Annotated in this window: 20 protein-coding genes; 15 read left to right on the forward strand and 5 right to left on the reverse strand. The window is 41.1% G+C overall.

Annotation, left to right across the window (positions count from 1 at the left end; genetic code table 11):
- Positions 1-284: 284 nt before the first annotated feature.
- Together C3945_RS08925 and C3945_RS12060 are read right to left on the reverse strand one after the other, a co-directional pair.
- Complete coding sequence (locus tag C3945_RS08925; RefSeq protein ID WP_161879352.1) at positions 285-995, reverse strand: PspA/IM30 family protein; 711 nt, start codon at positions 993-995, stop codon at positions 285-287.
- Positions 996-1,044: 49 nt separating this feature from the next.
- On the reverse strand, positions 1,045-2,127 hold the full coding sequence (locus C3945_RS12060) for a TPM domain-containing protein (protein ID WP_202623332.1): 1,083 nt from the start codon (positions 2,125-2,127) through the stop codon (positions 1,045-1,047).
- 210 nt (positions 2,128-2,337) lie between these two features.
- On the opposite strand from C3945_RS12060, the gene C3945_RS08935 reads away from it, so the two are divergent.
- Positions 2,338-3,624, forward strand: coding sequence for a YeeE/YedE thiosulfate transporter family protein (locus C3945_RS08935; RefSeq protein WP_161879353.1), 1,287 nt, complete (start codon positions 2,338-2,340; stop codon positions 3,622-3,624).
- Between the two features lie 65 nt (positions 3,625-3,689).
- Here C3945_RS08935 and C3945_RS08940 read toward each other — a convergent pair whose 3' ends face one another.
- Positions 3,690-4,583 (reverse strand): RluA family pseudouridine synthase, encoded by an 894-nt coding sequence (locus C3945_RS08940; RefSeq protein WP_161879354.1) that lies wholly within the window; start codon positions 4,581-4,583, stop codon positions 3,690-3,692.
- Positions 4,584-5,016: 433 nt separating this feature from the next.
- Here C3945_RS08940 and C3945_RS08945 point away from each other — a divergent pair, with 433 nt between their 5' ends.
- Positions 5,017-6,633: a CTP synthase gene (locus C3945_RS08945; RefSeq protein ID WP_161879355.1), complete on the forward strand. Its 1,617-nt coding sequence runs from the start codon at positions 5,017-5,019 to the stop codon at positions 6,631-6,633.
- Positions 6,634-6,684: 51 nt separating this feature from the next.
- Here C3945_RS08945 and C3945_RS08950 read toward each other — a convergent pair whose 3' ends face one another.
- Positions 6,685-7,269, reverse strand: coding sequence for an alpha/beta hydrolase (locus C3945_RS08950; RefSeq protein ID WP_161879356.1), 585 nt, complete (start codon positions 7,267-7,269; stop codon positions 6,685-6,687).
- A gap of 44 nt (positions 7,270-7,313) precedes the next feature.
- Here C3945_RS08950 and C3945_RS08955 point away from each other — a divergent pair, with 44 nt between their 5' ends.
- The gene (locus C3945_RS08955; RefSeq protein WP_161879357.1) at positions 7,314-8,258 is read left to right on the forward strand and encodes a VOC family protein; all 945 of its coding nucleotides are present in this window, start codon (positions 7,314-7,316) and stop codon (positions 8,256-8,258) included.
- A 26-nt stretch (positions 8,259-8,284) separates the two neighbouring features.
- Positions 8,285-8,716: a lipocalin-like domain-containing protein gene (locus tag C3945_RS08960; protein ID WP_161879358.1), complete on the forward strand. Its 432-nt coding sequence runs from the start codon at positions 8,285-8,287 to the stop codon at positions 8,714-8,716.
- A gap of 76 nt (positions 8,717-8,792) precedes the next feature.
- Here the strand turns inward: C3945_RS08960 and C3945_RS08965 are convergent, their stop codons facing one another.
- Positions 8,793-10,424 carry an ABC-F family ATP-binding cassette domain-containing protein gene (locus C3945_RS08965; protein WP_161879359.1) on the reverse strand — a complete coding sequence of 544 codons (1,632 nt, stop codon included), beginning with the start codon at positions 10,422-10,424 and terminating at the stop codon, positions 8,793-8,795.
- Between the two features lie 256 nt (positions 10,425-10,680).
- Between C3945_RS08965 and C3945_RS08970 the strand changes: the two genes are divergently transcribed.
- From C3945_RS08970 to C3945_RS09020, 11 genes are all read left to right on the forward strand, one after another.
- On the forward strand, positions 10,681-11,409 hold the full coding sequence (locus C3945_RS08970) for an MIP/aquaporin family protein (RefSeq protein WP_161879360.1): 729 nt from the start codon (positions 10,681-10,683) through the stop codon (positions 11,407-11,409).
- 172 nt (positions 11,410-11,581) lie between these two features.
- On the forward strand, positions 11,582-11,938 hold the full coding sequence (locus tag C3945_RS08975; protein ID WP_161879361.1) for a hypothetical protein: 357 nt from the start codon (positions 11,582-11,584) through the stop codon (positions 11,936-11,938).
- Position 11,939: 1 nt separating this feature from the next.
- A complete protein-coding gene (locus C3945_RS08980; protein ID WP_161879362.1) occupies positions 11,940-13,106 on the forward strand; it encodes a cation:proton antiporter in 1,167 nt (388 codons plus the stop codon).
- 205 nt (positions 13,107-13,311) lie between these two features.
- Positions 13,312-14,031: a 16S rRNA (guanine(527)-N(7))-methyltransferase RsmG gene (rsmG, locus tag C3945_RS08985; protein WP_161879363.1), complete on the forward strand. Its 720-nt coding sequence runs from the start codon at positions 13,312-13,314 to the stop codon at positions 14,029-14,031.
- Positions 14,032-14,067: 36 nt separating this feature from the next.
- On the forward strand, positions 14,068-14,832 hold the full coding sequence (locus tag C3945_RS08990; protein ID WP_161879364.1) for a ParA family protein: 765 nt from the start codon (positions 14,068-14,070) through the stop codon (positions 14,830-14,832).
- On the forward strand, positions 14,822-15,703 hold the full coding sequence (locus tag C3945_RS08995) for a ParB/RepB/Spo0J family partition protein (protein WP_161879365.1): 882 nt from the start codon (positions 14,822-14,824) through the stop codon (positions 15,701-15,703). Before C3945_RS08990 ends, C3945_RS08995 begins: the two co-directional genes overlap by 11 nt.
- 28 nt (positions 15,704-15,731) lie before the next feature.
- The gene (locus C3945_RS09000; RefSeq protein ID WP_161879366.1) at positions 15,732-15,923 is read left to right on the forward strand and encodes a DUF951 domain-containing protein; all 192 of its coding nucleotides are present in this window, start codon (positions 15,732-15,734) and stop codon (positions 15,921-15,923) included.
- Between the two features lie 78 nt (positions 15,924-16,001).
- On the forward strand, positions 16,002-17,102 hold the full coding sequence (gene ychF / locus C3945_RS09005) for a redox-regulated ATPase YchF (protein ID WP_161879367.1): 1,101 nt from the start codon (positions 16,002-16,004) through the stop codon (positions 17,100-17,102).
- 17 nt (positions 17,103-17,119) lie between these two features.
- On the forward strand, positions 17,120-17,830 hold the full coding sequence (locus tag C3945_RS09010; RefSeq protein ID WP_161879368.1) for a DUF1129 domain-containing protein: 711 nt from the start codon (positions 17,120-17,122) through the stop codon (positions 17,828-17,830).
- Between the two features lie 434 nt (positions 17,831-18,264).
- Complete coding sequence (locus C3945_RS09015) at positions 18,265-19,647, forward strand: Glu/Leu/Phe/Val family dehydrogenase (protein ID WP_161879369.1); 1,383 nt, start codon at positions 18,265-18,267, stop codon at positions 19,645-19,647.
- A 36-nt stretch (positions 19,648-19,683) separates the two neighbouring features.
- Entirely contained in the window at positions 19,684-20,430 is a 747-nt protein-coding gene (locus C3945_RS09020; RefSeq protein ID WP_161879370.1) for an NAD-dependent epimerase/dehydratase family protein, read from the forward strand.

Genomic DNA, 20,430 nt, shown 5'->3' on the forward strand with positions numbered 1-20,430 from the left:
AGGAAACGATCAAGCCTTCGCTTGATCGTTTTTATTATCCTTGATAACAGAGTTGAGTTGCTTAGATAGCTTCTCTCTAAGCAACTCAGAGGTCATAATTTATATGAACTGCTTAGATAAGCAGTCTCTGGGCAACTCAACATGAGAATTAAAGTCCAACTGCGTAGAGGAGCACTCTCTACGCAGTTCCGTCTATTCTCAAACATAAAAAGACCATCCCATTCTCTCAATCATTTGAGAAACAGGATGGCCTGTACTATTCGTTAAATTTATTCTGAATCAGACTACTCGTCATTAGCAGAGTCATCCGAAGAAGATAAGCCCATTTCTTGTTTCAAACGACTTAACTCATCTTCAACTGCAGCTGAGCCGGACTGTGAAGAGTATTTTTCTTCCAGTGTTTTCGCAGGGTCTTCTGGTTGGCGATTCAATTCTGCCATAGCATCGGCTTCGTCCAAGCGGCGTGACGCTTTTTCTTCCATACGTTGGAAGTTGCCCATCGCACCTTTGGATTTACCAATAGAGTCGCTAACTTCATTTAATTTGTCTTGAGTGTCTGCCACAGACATTTGAGCTTTAATCATGGCACGACGGGTACGTAATTTCTCGATATCCGTAGCCAATTTATCATGCATTTGACGCATTTTGCTAGCATTCTCATGTGCTTTGGCGTAAGAGTTAGCCAAACCAGTTCCTACATCTTCTAACTCTTGTTTTTTAGATAGGAATACACGAGCGTCATCCTCATTACCGGCTTCCAATGCACGTTTCGCAAAGTTTGTGTACTTGGAAACTTCTGCTTCGTTTTCATCGACTAATCGTTTGGCACGTGTTTCTTCAGCCATTACGCTTGCGGTATTTTTTTTCACTTCAGCTAAGTCATCCATCATATCACGCAAGTACTGGTCGATCATTTTTTCCGGATCTTCCATACGATCAATAATCGAGTTGACATTTGCACTAATGATATCTGAAAAGCGGTTTAAAATTGACATCTTGTTTCCTCCTAATTTTAATTTGTATCGTTTTTATGGTTTGATACCTTTAATAATCGTCCCAATCTTTATTTTCATACTTTTTAGATAATTCGTCTGCTTCAGAACTTCCAAACGTATCGATTGGTCGGCTTAGCATTTCTTCCGTTCGTTTCGCTTCGCGTTCTTTACTTTCCTGCTTAGATTTCCACCAGCGGTAAAGCAAGTAAAGAGCGATGACGATACCAAATATGATTAAAACAGGAATCCAAGGAGATGTGGTGACTTCCATAATTCGGTCAGCTGCATCTCTAAATGATTGGCTGAAATATTCCTCATCAGAAATATTTTGGTTGGTATAATTTCTATCCAAGTAGTCCATTAAAATATCTCCAGCCTCACTATCAATGACGCTTCTTGCCTGGGACCCTGTCACATAATAAGTGATGTAGTCATTTGGTCTAGGTTCGAAGAAGACCAGCAACAGGTGTGCTTCGTCTGTAAATAATTCATCGTACAAATTATTGGCATAAGCTGAAACGTCCTCCATTGACGGGTTTGTCGACCCATTGATGTCACCAGTGATATGGACATGTGGCTGGACGCCTGTTTCATTGTAGAAATACCTTAAGCCTTCAGTCATTTGAGTATCGTTTTGAATCCAACCTAATTCATCCGTGTAATAGGCTGTTTCGTTTACGGCGCCTGACGGTAAAGGCTCGCGTTCAACGGTAGAGGCTGTAATGGATCCACTTCCGCCACCACCACCGGTCCCTCCACCAAATAGTCCACCTACTCCGCTAAACAATGAAGATAATATAAAGAAGAATATAAGAATGGTGAAGATCCCACCACATCCTAATCCACCACAGCCGCCACCACCACCGGGGTAAAAGCCGCCGCGACGTCTTCCGTATCGTGGACCAAATAAGCCTCCACCAAAGCCTCCGTATACGCGTGGTCGACGGTTATAGCCGCCACCGCCTCCAAAACTTCCACCGCCACGGTTACCTCCACCGAAGCTTCCGCCACCGCGACCACCACCAAAGCTTCCGCCACTACGGCCACCGCCACCGCGACCTCCGCCAAAACCTCCGCCGCGGGAACCGCCTCCACCGAAGCCGCCACCGCCACGTCCGCCTCCTCGACCCATATGTATCCTCTCCTTTTCTCAAACGAATCTAGTATACAAAATTTAGCATAACAGGGATAGTAATGCAATTTATAGCTATTTTAACTAAACTGAAGGCAAGAGGTAATTCGTATACGATTTGAAAGAATAACCCTTCTAACTAATGGTTATCCAGTAAATTTGTTATACTTAAATTGTTAAAGTAGGGGTAGATAGTAACGGAGGGAGACCATGGAAACAAATCATAAGGGGACAATTATAAAAGTCGTTCTTGGCATCCTTCTGCTTTTAGGTGCCCTTTATTATGCCAGAATACTCTTCAGTCAAGAAACGACATTAGCCATATTCATTTTATCCGGGTTAGGACTGGGTTACATCGTCACCCGATCTGAAGTAGGGATGGCTACAGGCTTTATGGATTTTTTTATTAATGGCAACCGCAAACGTTTATATGGCTTACTCATGCTATTTGGAATAGGCGCCTGCGTAGTGGCAATCATTCATTTCCAAACAGCCCTTTCGGGAGCTGTACCCCAGTATGTATCCGATGGTTCACAACAAACCATACCCGGTACTAGTGCAGTTAGTCCAATAAATTTTGGATTAATTCTAGGGACCTTCCTATTCGGTGTTGGCTTATCTTTAAATAAGGGGTGCGGTTTGGGAACCCTTCGAAACATAGGTTATGGAAAAATGAGACATATGTGGACGCTTGTGTTTATTTTAATAGGGACCTTGCTAGGGCAACGTTTAACCTATCAACTCGATTACTCTGCTATTCATCAGTACGAGGTTCAGCTTTACTTGCCCCTTGAATTGGGTTATATCGGTACCGTTCTGCTTATTTTAGTAGTCTTGTCAGTTATCGCTTTTTTTGCTAGGCGATATGAAAAGAAACACGGTCCCAAAGATAAGATTAATGACATAACATTCCCTAAATTGACACCTACAAAAGACAATGTTTCACAACCTTTACTGTCATCTTCCCTGTTAACCACTTTATTTGTCCGACGCTGGTCAAGATTGGTAAGTGTGATTTTAATTACTATTTTACTCACTTTATTTCTCCTCTCGACAGGAGAACCGTTTGAAGTGACGAGTCCGTTAGTGTATCCAGCAGTCTGGTTAAGTGAGCTTATTGGAGTGAACCAAGTGCATCCGGCATTTGGAGACGTTCGAGAGGCTTTGTCCAGTGGCTTATTTAATCATCCAAACACCTTATTTAATCTCGGCATTATACTAGGTGCAGCTATTTACGGTTTAACCTCGGGACGCTTTAACTTTGTTTGGGAAATGAAATGGAAAGAATCGGGGTACTTTGCTTTAAGTGGCTTACTTATGGGAAGCGGAGCTGTACTGGCAAGTGGGTGTATTGTGGGAGCACTTTACTCAGGCATCGTTAATTTGTCATTATCCGGATGGGTTGTTTTCGCATCGATGAGCTTAGGTATGTATGTGACAGTCAAAATCATGAAAGGTCGAATCAGTACCATTACAAAAATGGCCGAAGAAGAGTAAACAAAAAAACGAACCAGATCAACTCTAATTAATAGTTGGTCTGGCTCAATTTAGTTTAGACGGTCTTATCCTTTAACGTGCTTGTAGAAACTGTTCGGTACTTTTGCAGTGTAACGAACTAATTTGCCAGTTGTTGGATGAGTAAAGGCTAGGGTGCTGGCGTGTAAACCAAGTCGCTTGATTGGGTTGGTTTCCGCACCATATTTTTTATCTCTTGCGATAGGGTGGCCAATATCTTGCATATGGACACGAATTTGATTTTTACGCCCGCTATCTAGCTCAACTTCAAGTAGAGAATAGTTCTTGTTTCCTGCAATTTTTTTATAGTGAGTTACGGCAAATTTCCCACCGTTGTCATAGGGACTGGAATACATCTTCATAGCCGCATTTTCAGTTAACCAAGAAGAGATCGAACCTTCATCTTTCTCCACTTCGCCTTCGACTAAAGCAGTATAGGTTCGTTCTTTCACCATTTTATGCCAATTCTTTTGTAAAGTGAGCTTGGCTTCTTCGGTTTTGGCATAGACCATCACACCAGACGTGTCACGGTCCAGACGGTGCACGATATAAATACGATTATTAGGATTATCTTTTTTCACGTAATCCATTAATTGCTGGTAAGCGGTGACTTCATTTGGTCCGTCAGCTGACATAGACAAGACACCGATGTCTTTATTGATCACGATAATGGCGTCATCTTCATGCAGGATGTTGATGCCAGAGAAGGCAGATAGTTTAAGTGATGTCTGGTTACTTATGATGCTCACGACTTGTCCCGGGTTTAGTGGGTGATTGTGTTGAGTAATGGTTTGTCCGTCAACCGCCACTTGTCCTCGTGTTAAAATAGATTTCACAGCGTTTCGACTTTTATTAGTTAGCGTCTGTAATAAAAAAGGCAACAATTGAGTCGCTTCTTCGATTGTATAGTTTGTAGTATCGTTATGTTTAATGGGTCTCACTCGCTTTCTAAAAAGGTTCTTTTAGCATTATAACACGAACGGGTAAGAGTCTCCTTGATAAATTAACTATCTTTTTTAAAAGACTAGCTAGGTAATAGACAGTTTTAAAAAATCATTGGAGCAATAGAGGAAATGATGACAACTCAAGGTTAATAAGTTTCATGAGTCGTCATCAAATGAGTGAATGGTTACAACTCAATACGGAAAACTCTTTTGAATTGTAACCAAGGACTGTAAACTCTATGACTCAATACTTGACAGGGTTATTAAAGATAGCTAATATATCTAGTGGGCACCCTTCACGAATGTGAGGGGTCAAAAGAACAGAATGTAACTAGTTGCTCCCTATTCTACCGGCTAAATAGAATAGGGAGCTTTTTCTATTTACAAGCTATCTTTATACCTCTGTCACATTAAACAGGAGGTAATACACATGACAAACTATATCTTTGTAACAGGCGGCGTGGTGTCATCTATTGGAAAAGGGATTGCAGCAGCTTCCTTAGGGCGTTTGCTAAAAAATAGAGGGTTAAAAGTAACGATTCAAAAGTTCGATCCTTACATCAATGTTGACCCTGGCACCATGAGTCCCTATCAGCACGGAGAGGTCTTTGTCACTGATGATGGAGCTGAAACTGATTTGGACTTAGGCCATTACGAGCGCTTTATCGATATTAATTTGAACACATACGCTAACGTTACCACGGGGAAAGTATACGCTGAGGTATTAAATAAAGAGCGTCGTGGAGATTATTTAGGGGCAACCGTTCAAGTCATTCCGCACATCACCAATGAAATCAAAGAAAAGATGATGCGAGTAGCGCAAACGACCGATGCGGATATTGTCATTACAGAAGTAGGTGGAACGGTTGGGGATATCGAATCGCTTCCTTTTTTAGAAGCCTTACGTCAAATGAAGCGAGACGTGGGTGCGGATCGTGTGATGTATATCCATACAACATTACTACCTTATTTAAAAGCGGCTGGCGAAATGAAAACGAAACCGACGCAGCACAGTGTGAAGGAGTTGCGCAGTCTAGGGATTCAGCCAAATATCTTAATCGTCCGAACAGAATACCCTTTGGAACAGGCGACTAAAGAGAAATTGGCATTGTTTACCGATGTCGAACCTGAGGCGGTTATAGAGTCACTAGACGTTAAAACCCTTTATACCATTCCGTTGGCTTTGCAGAAACAAGGATTAGATCAATTAGTCGTGGATCATTTTAAATTAGACGCTCCAAAAGCTGATATGACAGAATGGCAAGCATTAGAAGAAAAAGTGTTGAATCTAAAAGAACGGACACGTATTGCTATTGTTGGGAAATATGTTGCATTGCCGGATGCTTATTTGTCAGTGGTTGAATCACTGAAACATGCAGGCTATGCGGTCAATTCCGATATAACGATTAAATGGGTCAACGCTGAAAGCTTAACACTAGAGAGCATCGAAAAAGAGCTAGAGGATGTGGACGGTATTTTGGTTCCTGGAGGATTTGGCGAACGCGGTTTAGAAGGGAAAATGCTGGCTATTCGATACGCAAGAGAAAAAAAGATTCCCTTTTTAGGTATTTGCTTGGGCATGCAATTGGCCGCAATCGAGTTCGCAAGGAACGTGGTCAAGTTAGAAGGAGCCGGTTCAGCTGAAGTGAATCCTCATATTGAACACACTATTATCGACTTAATGCCGGATCAGAAAAGCATGGTGAATATGGGCGGAACCTTACGTCTAGGACTCTTCCCGTGCAAATTAAAACCGGGTACAGTCACAGCAAAAGCTTATGGGAATCAAGAAGTGGTTCAAGAAAGACACCGTCACCGCTATGAATTCAATAATGAATATAGAGAACTATTGGCGGAGCACGGAATGGTCTTTTCAGGCGTTTCTCCAGATAACCGTTTAGTTGAAATGATTGAACTAAGCGATCATCCTTTTTTCGTCGGTTGTCAATTCCACCCAGAGTTCATCTCTAGACCAAATCGGCCACATGCACTGATTGCCACGTTTGTAGAGAAATCATTAAAAAAAACAAGCCCTTATCATAAGTAGTTGGATGTAGCCCTAACTTCTACTGATAAAGTCTTGTACTTTTTATAAGTATCACTGAGAAAACAGTTGATTAAACCCTTTAATCAAATCAACTTCTGAATCGGTTACTTCATGACCGCCATCTAGCAATTTAAATGCAGTGGAAGAGTAATGTTCTTTAAGTTGATTGGCCAACTTTAATACGTCGCTCGGAGTGGACAGGGTGTCCGTTGAACCAGCAGTGATTAAGATGTGGGTGTCTGAACCAGAGGCAAAGGTATAGTTTAAATTTGAAGGATGCATAAGGATAACTGCTTCGGCTATGTTAGGCCGTTTTTCAAGCAGGCCTAGAATAAAATTAGCTCCGTTGGAATAGCCCATGAGAGTAACTGGTTTATCAGAATAAGGTAGGGTATCCCACAAATCTAAAAAGGCATCTGTTTTCTCATCAAAGTCATCTCTGTTGAGCATGCCGTTAATGAGTGGTTTAAAGTATCGTCTTTCTTGTCCACTTCCTTCATTGCCTAAAAAGCTGACAATGGATGCACGGGGATTCACTTCTCCAGTGATGGACAGCAGACTGTATTCATTTCCTCCTGTTCCGTGAAAAAGAGCAAAAGTCTCTTTCGATGAGCCAGGTATGGTAAGATAATCCATATACGTATCACTCCTAAAATTTTTAAAAGGATGTGCCAACTGACATGAATCACAGTCCACTCATTCACCACATTTCCGTTATAAACGATAATGTACAGAAAGCCTTCACCTTCTATAATAAGGTACTTGGATTGGATTTACTAATGAAAACGGTCAATCAAGATGATTTAAGTATGTATCATTTGTTTTTCAGCGATACAAAAGGACGGCCAGGGACAGAGTTTACAGTCTTCGCTATGGCAGATGGAGACAGAAAGGTCTTTGGGACGGATGATGTGGAGAGAACGATTTTCGCTGTACCAAGTAATGAGTCCTTATTTTTTTGGGAAGAGCGTCTGAATGAGTATGGACTATTTAACTGTGAAATTGAAGACTACAATGACTCATCTATTTTACGGTTCGAAGACTATGATGGGGTTCAGCTTGGACTTGTACCGGTTAAAAAGGATTCTGGGGAATATTTTGGAAGAGAAACAGACGACATTTCTTCAGAGCATATGATTTTAGGCATCGATTCTGTTCATTTAAGGGTTCGCTACCCTCAAGCCACAGCAAACATATTAGAGGAACTATACGGATTATCGATGATAAAAGAGATCGAGCAAAGCGGACTACCGACAATCATTCTGTCAAAGCCAAATACCTTGTTTAATCAGGAGATTCATATTATAGAAGACAAAGAGAACCCTGTTGCAAAGGAGGGAGTCGGAAGCGTGCATCATATTGCTTTTTCGGTGAAATCAAAAGCAGATTTAGAGAGACTGGAAGAACAGATTGCCGAGCGAAACTTCATCAATTCCGGTATCAAAAATAGAGAATTCTTTTATTCCTTCTATTTCAGAGAACCGAATAAATTGTTAATTGAAACGGCAACAGAAGAAACAGAGTTGATTAAAGAATCTTACGATGGACTCGCTTTTGACGAGGTGCCGCTTTATTTACCGTCTTTCTTGGAGCGTAAGCGCCGCATCATTGAACAACAGTTATAATAGAACTACTGAAAGGAGGTTTAGACATGTCACTAGCAGAAAATTTATCTGGAACGACTTGGGAATTGGTCTCTTTTCAATCAGAAGACAAAAAGGGGAACATGATTTATCCTATGGGAGAAGATGCTACAGGATTCATCTATATTCATCCTGGAAACAGGCTATCCGTTCATATAATGGTAGCGGATAGGGAAAAAAGCCGTAAAAGGGTTGGAGAAGTGGACTTTAATACGGAAGCAGAAAAAGAAATGGCTGAATTGGGCTACCACGCCTATACCGGACCGTTTACCTTAAATGAAGATGCTGTAACGCTAACAACCCATGTAGAAGTCAGTTTAATCACGTCTTATATCGGTGTTGATCAAACGCGTACAGTGAAATTAGAAGGGGACACAATGCAATTATCTAATGTGAAGCACCCTGAACGCAAATTAGTCTGGAAAAAAGTCGAGAACTAAATAAAAAACAGGCTTGTTTCATTTTGAAAATGAGACAAGCCTGTTTTTATGAAAGTTGGTATACATTACGTTGTTATTAAGCTTTTTCGTAGAGTGCTTTAATTTGATCTTGAGCTGTTTTGTTGTTTAAGAAATCCTCATAAGTGGTTTCAGCACGATCAACAACCCCGTTAGGTGTAATTTCGATGATACGGTTCGCAACTGTTTGGATAAACTCACGGTCATGTGAACTAAACAATACAGAGCCTTTGAATTCAATCATACCGTTATTCAACGATTGGATGGACTCCAAGTCTAAGTGGTTCGTTGGGTCGTCCATAACTAAAACGTTCGCTTTGCTTAGCATCATTTTAGATAACATACAACGCACTTTTTCTCCACCAGATAAAACAGACACTTCTTTTAATACATCTTCTCCGGAAAACAGCATACGTCCTAAGAAACTTCTCAAGAACGTGTTGTCATTCTCTTCTTTAGAAGCGTATTGTCTTAACCAGTCTAGAATCGTTTGAGAATTGTTTTCAAATTCATCAGACGTATCTTTTGGCAAGTAAGAACGTGATGTGGTAACACCCCACTGAACAGTACCTGTATCTGGTTCCATTTCACCCATAATAATTTTGAATAAAGTCGTTAAAGCAACGTCACTCAAGCTGGTGAAAGCAACTTTATCTTCTCTTGATAAAGTAAACGTAATGTTACCTAACACTTGTTTGCCGTCGATTGATTTAGAAACATTTTCTAAACGAAGCAAGTCATTTCCGATTTCACGTTCGGGTTGGAAACCAACGAACGGGTAACGGCGTGAAGAGGGCTGAATATCATCTAATGTAATTTTATCCAACATTTTCTTACGAGATGTCGCTTGTTTTGATTTAGACGCATTCGCACTAAAGCGAGCAATAAAGGCTTCTAATTCTTTAATTTTCTCTTCTTTTTTAGCGTTTTGGTTTGATTGAAGTCTTGAAGCCAATTGGCTGGACTCTAACCAGAAGTCGTAGTTTCCTACAAACAGTCTGATTTTACCAAAGTCAACGTCGACCATGTGCGTACACACTTTATTTAAAAAGTGTCTGTCATGGGAGACAACGATAACGGTGTTTTCAAAGTTAATTAAAAATTCTTCTAACCAAGCGATTGAATGAACGTCCAAGCCGTTTGTAGGCTCGTCTAGTAGTAAGACGTCTGGTTTACCAAACAAAGCTTGTGCTAACAAGACTTTAACGTGCTCGCCACCAGTTAATTCGCTCATTTTTTGGTGATGCAACTGGTCAGGAATACCCAAACCTTCTAATAAAGTCGCTGCTTCAGGCTCAGCTTCCCAACCGTCTAACTCAGCGAATTCGCCTTCTAATTCAGCAGCCTTAATGCCGTCAGCATCGGAAAAGTCAGCTTTAGAATAAATCGCATCTTTTTCCTGCATGATTTCAAACAGGCGTTTGTGGCCCATAATAACGGTATCGATAACCAATTGATCTTCATAATCGTAATGGTTCTGTTTTAAAACAGCCATACGCTTGTTTGATGGAATGGATACGTCACCGGATGTTGGAGAGATTTCTCCAGATAAAATCTTTAAAAAGGTAGATTTTCCGGCACCGTTCGCACCGATAACACCGTAGCAATTGTCGTTGGTAAATTTCATGTTTACTTCTTCAAATAATTTTTTGTCTGAAAAACGCAGACCTAAATCTGTTACTGTAATCATATATTATATTCCTCAATTCTATAGACTGTTCTTATTATTTATCAAAAGACTCACAAAAAAGAGGTGCTGAGTACCAGCCCTCTAAGTCCATTACTCCCATTATACGCAAGTTTTCATCATTTGCATGCCTTTTTTACTTTTTCTTCTAAATAAATGATAAAAAAGTCAAAAGTCAGTCAAAATTAAGTAGAAAAGCACGTTTAAAGTTGCTACACTGATTTAGAACGTCTTAAAACTACCAAAAAGAGGTGTATGTATGGAAACAACAGTAGCGCAACAATTAGTAGGGGAATTTTTTGGAACGGCTATTTTAATTTACATAGGAAGTGGAGTCGGAGCTAGTAACTCATTAAAGGACTCAAAAGCATATGATTCAGGATGGTTACACATTACCATAGGTTGGGGTTTAGCCGTGACGATGGCCATTTACTCTATCGGTTGGCTGTCACCTGCTCATTTAAATCCAGCCGTTACATTAGGTATGGCTGTTGCTAACCAAATAGAATGGCGCATGGTGCTACCTTATATTACGGTTCAAATAGTGGGAGCAATGCTGGGCTCGTTACTAGTATGGCTGCATTATTTCCCACATTTCAAAGAAACGAAAGATTCAGATGCAATATTGAGTGTGTTTTCAACGACACCAGCTATAAAAGCACCCCTTTGGAATGTCATCAGTGAAATCTTAGCCACAGGTGTCTTGGTTTATGCTTTATTAGCTTTTACTCAAGGTGATTTTACGGAAGGATTAAATCCCGTTGTAGTCGGCTTATTGATTCTCACCATCGGGTTATCGCTAGGCGGAACGACGGGTTATGCTATTAATCCAGCTAGAGACTTGGGTCCACGAATCGCCCATCAACTGTTGCCTATTGCTAATAAGGGTAGCTCCCAATGGGATTATGCTTGGATTCCTATCATTGGTCCCTTCGTCGGTGCAACAATCGGTGGGTTACTTTTCATAGCAGTCACCACATGGATATAATAAAAAAAGGATGATCAGCCCATGAGGGATTGGTCATCCTTTTTTCATGAAAATTACTCTCCGAATCGTAAATAAGCCTATTGGAGTAGACTTTTTATGAAAACCACCCGCTTTTTTTAAAAATGTATGATACACTAGAAAAGGATTGATTATAAAGAAAGAAGGAATGGAAATGGAATTGGTCATTATCGTCTTAAATAAGACGGATGTGCTTGACGAATTGCTGACGGCCTTTGTGGAATATAAAGTCACGGGCGCCACGGTTCTGGACAGTAGCGGGATGGGACACATTATTTCAAATCGCTTCCCCATGTTCTCCATGTTTGCTGAGCTTAAAGATGAGCGTAAAGCAAACAGTAAAACGATTTTTACCGTTGTGGAGAATGAATCAGAGCGGGAAGATGTTCTCCATGCAGTGGAAAGTGTATTAGGAGACATTACAGAACCGGATACGGCTATTTTCTTTAGCCTACCCGTAAACTTTACCAAAGGAATCGATGACGAAACTATATTAGAAGAAGGTTTTTAACATGTCGTACACGCTTTATGTTGCTATATTGATGCTTGCTGGAATGGCGGGAGGTAAATTAGCAAGCAAAGTAGGATTGCCGACAGTATCAGGTTATATATTAATTGGCCTTCTATTAGGACCGAGTGCCCTCAATTTAATCACAGGTGAAGTCTATACTAATCTGGGATTCATCAATGAGTTGGCCTTAGGCATGCTTGCCATTTCAGTCGGAACAGAATTACACTACACAATGTTTAAGAAATTCGGGAAAAACTTAATTACTATATCTGTCGGAAATGCAGTTCTGACAGTGATATTAGGAACGTTATTCACATGGTGGATGGGTACGGAACTCCAATATGCTCTCATTCTCGGGACACTCGCTTTAACGGTATCACCAGCTGGAGTAGTCGAAGTCGTGAAAGATACTCGAGCAAAAGGTGAAATGACACAAAACCTTTTGGGACTGGTTGCCTTTGACAATTTATTGGCTATTATCGTACTTGGTATGATGGTATCATTTGTCCAGTCCTTGGGTGATCAAGGGGCATCTGGCCTCATGTTAGTGGGGACCGTTTTATTGGATATTTTCCTTGGTGTTCTTTTAGGTGCACTGACTGGCTTATTTGTTTCGTTTTTCATTCGCAAAGACACCGCCAACGATAAATTGTTAGTCATTATGTTGGCTGCCATCTTACTCAATACCGGCGTATCGACCATGTTTGGCTTGTCGCCAGTACTGACAAATATTGTATCAGGTATTGCAATAACTAACTTAACCTATAAAAAAGCATTAATGGCATCCGTATTGTCACGTATTGAATTACCAATATTTGTGATTTTCCTGACACTTGCAGGTGCTCATATCGATATTGCGATTGTTGGTCGAGTGGGTCTTGCTGGACTGGGCTATATTTTAGCACGAGCAATTGGAAAATACGTTGGGACACTAGTCTTTTCACAATTTACAACCATTAGTAAACCGGTTAGACCGTACCTTGGATGGGGGCTCTTTCCTCAAGCAGGTATTGCTATCGGGTTAGCTACTATCGCCGAACGAAGTTTACCGAATGTTTCAGGTACCATTACCGGAGTCGTTTTGGCAGGCGCAGTCTTCTTTGAAATCTTTGGACCGATGATTGCAGGAAGAGCACTGAAAGCGGCCGGCGAAACACAAGAAAGATAAGAGGATACCAAAATAAGACGCAAGCGATGAGTCAGAAGAAACTGACTTGTTCGCAGCGTCTTTTTTGTTTGTATTTGTCTCTTTAAATTATGGAAAGTTAACAAGATTGTCATTGTATTTATAGGCTTTTTAGTATAAAGTGAAGAGAGGGATTCTGTGAAACAAATGATTGTTTCACGACTCGTTATAGAAAGGGTTTTGTCGAATGACTCCAGAAAAATTTCAACGTGAACTATTAAAAAGAGACATTCCCATAACAGACGACAAGATGAAGCAGTTTGAGCGCTACTTGGAGCTGTTGCAAGAATGGAATGAAAAGATTAATTTAACTGCTATTACTGAAAAAGAAGAAGTTTATTTAAAACATTTTTATGACTCGCTGACAGCCGGACTTTATGTAGATTTTAAACAAGGGGTCCACAGCCTATGCGACGTAGGCTCAGGTGCTGGTTTCCCCAGTATCCCCCTAAAAATTATTTACCCTAACTTAACGATTACCATAGTCGATTCGTTGAACAAACGAATTGGCTTTTTAGAGACAGTCGTTAATGAGTTGGGCTTAACCGGCGTGAACCTGTATCATGACCGAGCAGAAACATTTGGGCAAAACAAACAATTTAGAGCATCATTTGATTTTGTGACAGCTCGAGCGGTTGCTCGAATGAGTGTGTTGGCTGAATTGTGTCTCCCTCTTGTTAAGAAAGATGGGACCTTTATCGCTATGAAAGCAGCTCAAGGTCAAGAAGAGTTACAAGAAGGCAAGCGAGCGATCGGCATACTAGGTGGTAAAGTGAGAGAGGATATTTCCTTTGAACTGCCTGAAGGAGCCGGCGAACGCCATATTATTTTAATTGATAAGAAAAAAGAAACACCGAATAAGTACCCGAGAAAACCAGGGACGCCTAACAAGAGGCCATTGGTTTAAAGAGAAATAAGATAAAGAAAAGTTTGGAGGATGAGTATGGCACGAATTATAGCCGTCGCAAATCAAAAAGGCGGAGTGGGTAAAACCACGACGACCGTCAATCTTGGCGCATCACTGGCTTATGTAGGCAAACGTGTGCTTTTGATTGACATGGATGCCCAGGGAAATGCGACCAGCGGGTTGGGCGTGCGAAAAGGAGAAGTGGATAGAGACATTTATGATGTTTTAATCAACGAGGTTCCTTTGGAAGACGTGATCCAATCATCAAGTCGTGAAAATTTATATATCGCCCCTGCGACCATTCAATTGGCTGGTGCCGAAGTGGAACTGACCAGCTTAATGGCGAGAGAAACGCGCTTAAAACGAGCGGTTGAATCAGTTGAAGACCAGTATGATTTTATTTTAATTGACTGCCCGCCGTCCCTTGGGCATTTAACGATTAATGCCTTCACGGCCAGTCATTCTGTCTTAATTCCTGTTCAATGTGAGTATTATGCATTGGAAGGGCTGAGTCAGTTGTTAAACACCATTCGACTAGTACAAAAGCATTTCAATAAGGACTTACGTGTCGAAGGCGTTTTATTAACGATGCTTGATGCGCGAACAAACTTAGGTTTTGAAGTCGTCAATGAAGTGAAAAAATACTTCCGAGAAAAAGTATACGGCACTATTATTCCTAGAAATGTCCGCTTATCTGAAGCACCAAGTTACGGGCTGTCAATTATCGATTATGATTTGAGATCCAAAGGTGCAGAAGTGTACCAGGAGTTAGCAAAGGAAGTGATGGGTAATGGCAAATAAGAAAAAAGGCTTAGGCCGAGGCATTGATGCATTATTTGATGTGCCTGATTTTGAAAAAGAAGTCAATGAAAATGATGAGCAAGTTGAACAGCTTGCATTGGACGAGATTCGCCCGAACCCATACCAGCCGAGACGTTATTTTAATGAAGAAGCTTTAGAGGAACTGGCATCGTCTATCAAAGAATCAGGTGTGCTGCAACCAATTATCGTTCGCAAGTCCTCCGTTAAAGGGTACGAGATTGTAGCTGGAGAGAGACGGTTTAGAGCATCGAAGTTAGCTGAAAAAGAAACGATTCCAGCTATCGTTAGAGAATTGAACGAAGAAATCATGATGCAAGTCGCCATTTTAGAAAACTTGCAACGTGAAGACTTGACGTCACTTGAAGAAGCAGAAGCTTACAACATGATGATGGATAAGTTAGAGATGACACAAGAGATGGTTGCTGAAAAGTTAGGCAAGAGCCGTTCTTATATTGCCAACCATTTGCGCTTATTGGCATTGCCTGAAGAGGTTAAAATGATGGTACAAGAAGGCCGCTTATCAAATGGTCAGGCCCGTACCTTGTTAGGATTGAAAGATAAGGCTAAAATTGCTAAGTTAGCTAGACGAGCTGTTAAGGAAAAGTTAACGGTGAGACAGCTGGAACATTTGGTAGCAGAAGCAAATGCACAACCTAAAAAAGACCAGCCAGTTGACCCAACACCTAAAAAATCACTTTATATTCGCAAATCCGAAGAATTGTTGACTGATAAATTCGGCACAAGCGTTGTGATTCGTGAAAAAGGTGAAAAGGGCAAAATCGAAATCGAGTATGTGTCTCCAGATGATTTGAACCGCATTTTGGAAGAATTGGATGTCGACTTAAATTAAATGAAATAGAGTTTAGGGAGAGAGCCAAATGAATAAAACCTATGATTTGCATGATGTGATAGAGATGAAAAAACCTCATCCATGCGGAACCAACAGTTGGGAAATTATTCGTATGGGCGCAGATATACGACTCAAATGTACAGGATGCAACCATTTGGTCATGATGCCCCGAAGAGAATTCGAACGTAAAATGAAAAAAGTAATCCAATCTGCTGAGTAAACTCAGACAGAGATAGGGACACGGATTAGACCATCCTTGGGATCAAAAAGGATGGCGAAAGAGAAAGGGATTAATTAAATGGCTTTAACCGCAGGAATCGTTGGCTTGCCCAACGTAGGAAAATCAACTTTATTTAATGCAATAACAAAAGCTGGAGTAGAAGCAGCAAACTACCCATTTGCCACAATCGATCCGAACGTCGGCGTTGTTGAAGTGCCGGATAAACGTTTAGACCGACTAAAAGAATTAGTCAATCCCCAGCGTGTCGTTCCAACGACCTTTGAATTCACTGACATTGCCGGTATTGTGAAAGGTGCCAGCAAAGGGGAAGGCCTTGGGAATAAATTCTTGGCCAACATTCGCGAAGTGGATGCGATTTGTCACGTCGTTCGTTGTTTTGAAGATGACAATGTGACCCATGTCTCAGGCCAGGTGAATCCTGCAGAAGATATTGAAACGATCAATATGGAGTTGGCACTAGCTGACTTGGAGTCTGTAGACAAACGTATTGAACGCGTGCGCAAACAAGCGAAATCAAAAGACCAAGAAGCAGTCGCTATGCTGAGTGTTCTAGAGAAAATTAAGCCAGTTTTAGAAGAGGGTAAACCTGTTCGTGTACTGGAATTTTCAGACGACGAGTTACCTATTTTAAAGTCACTATTTCTATTGACTAGTAAACCCGTTTTATATGTGGCAAATGTTGCAGAAGACGACGTCGCTGATCCTGAAAGCAACCAACATTTGCAGACTGTTAAGCAAATTGCTGCAGAAGAAGGTGCTGAAGTCGTTGCTATTTCAGCTGCTATTGAAGAAGAGATAGCTGAACTGGATGATGAAGAAAAAGCAGAATTCTTAGAAGACTTAGGCATAGCTGAACCAGGAATGGATAAATTAATCCGTTCGTCTTATGATTTGCTTGGACTTGCTACCTTCTTTACAGCTGGAGAAAAAGAAGTGCGTGCATGGACATTCAAAAAAGGAATGAAAGCTCCTCAAACAGCAGGGGTCATTCATACTGACTTTGAACGAGGATTCATTCGTGCAGAAACCATTTCATATGCAGATTACGACGCACTTGGAAGCGAAAAAGCTGCTCGAGAAGCAGGTAAATTAAGAGCAGAAGGAAAAGAGTATATCGTTCAAGACGGCGATGTTATCTTATTCCGTTTCAACGTGTAAAGAGAGGATATTGAGTTATGCGAAAAAAGAACGAACCAGTTGAACAGGATATCACTCAAACCATTGAGCACAAACGCGAGGAAAACGAGAGATTGTTTGATCAACTGACCAGCAAAAATAAAGAGTATATGGTCAAGTTGAACCGTCAGCTTGACGAGGGTGGCATGACTGAAGAACGAAAAACGGCCATCTACAACGACATGTTGAAAACAATCGTTGAACAACAAGCGAATCATTTAACGGCTCGCAAAATATACGGCACAACCACCGACCAAGCCATTTATTTGTTGGAAGGAAAAGGCAAGGGAATCGGGCAAGAAGAACAAGTTGTTCAGTCTGAACCATGGAAAATTTACTTGGACGGCTCCCTCTTACTAGGCGGAATGTTCGCCTTGATTACGGGTGTGTCGTACCTATTTGGTAATGAAACTGCTGGATTAGGCTTAATTACCTTGATTCTAAACTTCTTATTAAGTGGATTAGCCATTATGGTGATTACGAAGTATGCACCTCAACCAGGTGTCAAAGGTGGCTTTTTGAAATATGTGTTAGCGACGACTTTGACGATGATTGCTTGGATTATCGTGATGTCCTTCGGTACAGCACTGTTCCCAGCGTCACTCAATATATTCATACCAGGACTCTATACGTTAATTATCGGTATAGCAGCCTTTGGTTTGAGATGGTACCTGAAGAAAAAACTAAATATTCAAGGCACGCTTCTGTAAGCAAACGTGTCAAGGAATCCCCAACGGAAAATGTTACACTATTCCGTTGGGGATTTTTTGACTCGATTTCCTAAACGAACTTCGGTAAAAATCGATAGCCGACGTGAACTCCGTAGAGAAGCCTTCTCTAAGCAAGTCGAGGAATAATTCAGCGTTGAGTTGCCTAGAGAACGGTTTTCTAAGCAACTCGAGAGAGTAGCCGGTGTCTGAGTTGCGAATAGAAGGCTTCTCTATGCAACTCGATTAAGATCTTGCAGATGTAGATTCTGGCCATCGCCAGAATCACCCTTTTATAAGCCCAAAGGCATTGGTTTTTTTCAATTCCACTAAGTGTGGAGTCGCATCGTTGCCTTTTTATATGATACAATAGTGAAGAGTATTTGAGAGAACTCTCATAATAAAGGATAAGACAATACACAGATGGAGGGGTTTAGATGACAGAGAATACAACAACACGCCTGATTCAATCGGTAGTGGATCATTTAGTTGAAACCGACACGGATGCGTTGAATGGGTGGGGTGAAAACCGCAATCAACTGATTCAAGTTGGAGGAGATATGCTTAAAGGAGTCGACAAAGTTATCTCAGGGGACTTGCGTATTATTAAAGATGATGGCACGGTAGGCACTTACCCGGCTTTTCGAGTGCAACACAATAACGCATGCGGCTATTATAAAGGTGGCATTCGCTTTAGTACCGGTGTGAACCAGGCTGAAGTCACAACTTTGTCAATGCTGATGACGTTAAAAAATGCCCTTCACCATTTACCATATGGTGGCGGAAAAGGTGGCGTACACATTGACGTCAGAAAACACTCCAAACGTGAACTCAGAGACGTGAGTCAAGCGTACGTTAGACTGTTGAAAAACGATATCGGTCCTTATTTAGATATTCCCGCTCCGGATGTCGGTTCTGGTGAAGAAGTGATGGACTGGATGACCAATGAATACAAAGCCCTTCATCCAAATGAACCCTTTATCAACACATTTACCGGTAAAAGTATTGCGAACGGAGGAGCTAAAGGCCGTTCAGAATCAACGGGTATAGGCACGTTTACCAGTTACCTTTACTTACTTGATATCTTAACCAATGATAAAATTGAAGTGAATGAGGCGCATCAATCGGTCAAAGAATCGGTTAAAGCGATTGGTAAAAAAGATGAACCGGTTAAATTAGCTATACAAGGATTCGGAAATTTAAGCCAAGCGTCAGCTCTAGCAGCCTACAACTGCGAGGTGCCACATAAGATTGTGGCTATTTCTGACAGTCGTTCAACTCTGTATTCAGAAAACGGTTTGGATCCAGAAGTGTTAGTCCCTTTTAAACAAAAACATGACCGTTTACCAAACGAAAGTGAACTAAAAGAGTTAGGGATAGAGGCAACCGTAGAGGATCCAAAAGCTGTTCTAACCGTCGACTGCGACGTGTTACTATTAGGAGCGATTGAGAATCAAATTACCAAAGACAATCAAGCAGACATTAAAGCCACTATTTTGGTAGAAGGTGCCAATGGTCCTATCGATCGCGATGCCGATGACTACTTAGAGTCTCAAGGGAAAGTCATTATCCCAGACGTTTTGGCAAATGCTGGCGGAGTCACTGTTTCTTACTTTGAGTGGAGACAAGGCAATACGAATGAAGATAAATCAAAAGAAGAAATTTTAAACGACATGAATCAACGAATGAAAGACGTGAGCCACGAAGTCTTCTCCGCTTACTTCACTTCTGAACATGGTGAGTCTATGCGATTCTTATGTTTCAAACTCGCTTTTATTAGAATCATTGACGTAATGAAGCGTACCGGTAAATTAATTTAAGTTAGGGTTCAAAATAAGTAACTAAGGAGACTTAGGATGAGAGACAAAGTATTGATAACAGGTGCAGCCGGACGAATCGGCTCACGATTAATTGCTTATCTCAAAGATGATTATGACTTGGTATTGACAGAAAAAGAGGTATCTTCATTATCTGATTGGCAGAGTGACAGCATAACGGTTCAAACATTGGATATTCTGAATAAAGAAGAATGTTTGAACTGTTGTTCGGGTGTAGACATGGTGGTTCACTTGGCGGGGAACCCCTCTCCGCTCGCTAGTTATGAAGAAGTTAAAACCATCAATATGGACGGCACATTTACTATCATGTCAGCTGCAAGTGAAAAAGGCTGCCGGCGATTAATTTACGCCAGCAGCATCCATGCAGTCAAAGGTTATGAAGAGGATGTTCAAGTTAAGACGGACAGCGTCGTTCGCCCACCAGATTTTTACGGTGTGACTAAAGTTTTTGGAGAAGCCCTTGGGAGTTATTTTGCCTACCAAGAAAGCCTGGAAGTCATTGCCATTCGCATAGGCGGTTACCGCTCGTTGGAAATGCTAGTTGAAAAGGGTGAGGAATTGACGATGGATCAGCGAGACTCTTATTTGAGCGAGCGCGACATGGGACATTTGATTGATCGTTGTTTGAAAGCCGACTTAGATGAGCCATTCTTAATTGTGCATGGCTTGTCAGATAATCATTTCAAGTTTCTCGACTTATCTGATACGAAACGAAAACTGGCTTATAACCCACAAGATGATGGGTTTGAATTTAAGGAAAGTTAA

This window comes from Alkalibacterium sp. MB6 (assembly GCF_009935905.1).
Lineage (GTDB): Bacteria > Bacillota > Bacilli > Lactobacillales > Carnobacteriaceae_A > Alkalibacterium.

Coding starts and splice junctions, on each gene's coding strand:
- C3945_RS08925 (WP_161879352.1), bottom strand. CDS start 995: ATGTCAATTTTAAACCGCTTTTCAGATATCATTAGTGCAAATGTCAAC.
- C3945_RS12060 (WP_202623332.1), bottom strand. CDS start 2,127: ATGGGTCGAGGAGGCGGACGTGGCGGTGGCGGCTTCGGTGGAGGCGGT.
- C3945_RS08935 (WP_161879353.1), top strand. CDS start 2,338: ATGGAAACAAATCATAAGGGGACAATTATAAAAGTCGTTCTTGGCATC.
- C3945_RS08945 (WP_161879355.1), top strand. CDS start 5,017: ATGACAAACTATATCTTTGTAACAGGCGGCGTGGTGTCATCTATTGGA.
- C3945_RS08950 (WP_161879356.1), bottom strand. CDS start 7,269: ATGGATTATCTTACCATACCTGGCTCATCGAAAGAGACTTTTGCTCTT.
- C3945_RS08955 (WP_161879357.1), top strand. CDS start 7,314: ATGAATCACAGTCCACTCATTCACCACATTTCCGTTATAAACGATAAT.
- C3945_RS08960 (WP_161879358.1), top strand. CDS start 8,285: ATGTCACTAGCAGAAAATTTATCTGGAACGACTTGGGAATTGGTCTCT.
- C3945_RS08965 (WP_161879359.1), bottom strand. CDS start 10,424: ATGATTACAGTAACAGATTTAGGTCTGCGTTTTTCAGACAAAAAATTA.
- C3945_RS08970 (WP_161879360.1), top strand. CDS start 10,681: ATGGAAACAACAGTAGCGCAACAATTAGTAGGGGAATTTTTTGGAACG.
- C3945_RS08975 (WP_161879361.1), top strand. CDS start 11,582: ATGGAATTGGTCATTATCGTCTTAAATAAGACGGATGTGCTTGACGAA.
- C3945_RS08980 (WP_161879362.1), top strand. CDS start 11,940: ATGTCGTACACGCTTTATGTTGCTATATTGATGCTTGCTGGAATGGCG.
- rsmG (WP_161879363.1), top strand. CDS start 13,312: ATGACTCCAGAAAAATTTCAACGTGAACTATTAAAAAGAGACATTCCC.
- C3945_RS08990 (WP_161879364.1), top strand. CDS start 14,068: ATGGCACGAATTATAGCCGTCGCAAATCAAAAAGGCGGAGTGGGTAAA.
- C3945_RS08995 (WP_161879365.1), top strand. CDS start 14,822: ATGGCAAATAAGAAAAAAGGCTTAGGCCGAGGCATTGATGCATTATTT.
- C3945_RS09000 (WP_161879366.1), top strand. CDS start 15,732: ATGAATAAAACCTATGATTTGCATGATGTGATAGAGATGAAAAAACCT.
- ychF (WP_161879367.1), top strand. CDS start 16,002: ATGGCTTTAACCGCAGGAATCGTTGGCTTGCCCAACGTAGGAAAATCA.
- C3945_RS09010 (WP_161879368.1), top strand. CDS start 17,120: ATGCGAAAAAAGAACGAACCAGTTGAACAGGATATCACTCAAACCATT.
- C3945_RS09015 (WP_161879369.1), top strand. CDS start 18,265: ATGACAGAGAATACAACAACACGCCTGATTCAATCGGTAGTGGATCAT.
- C3945_RS09020 (WP_161879370.1), top strand. CDS start 19,684: ATGAGAGACAAAGTATTGATAACAGGTGCAGCCGGACGAATCGGCTCA.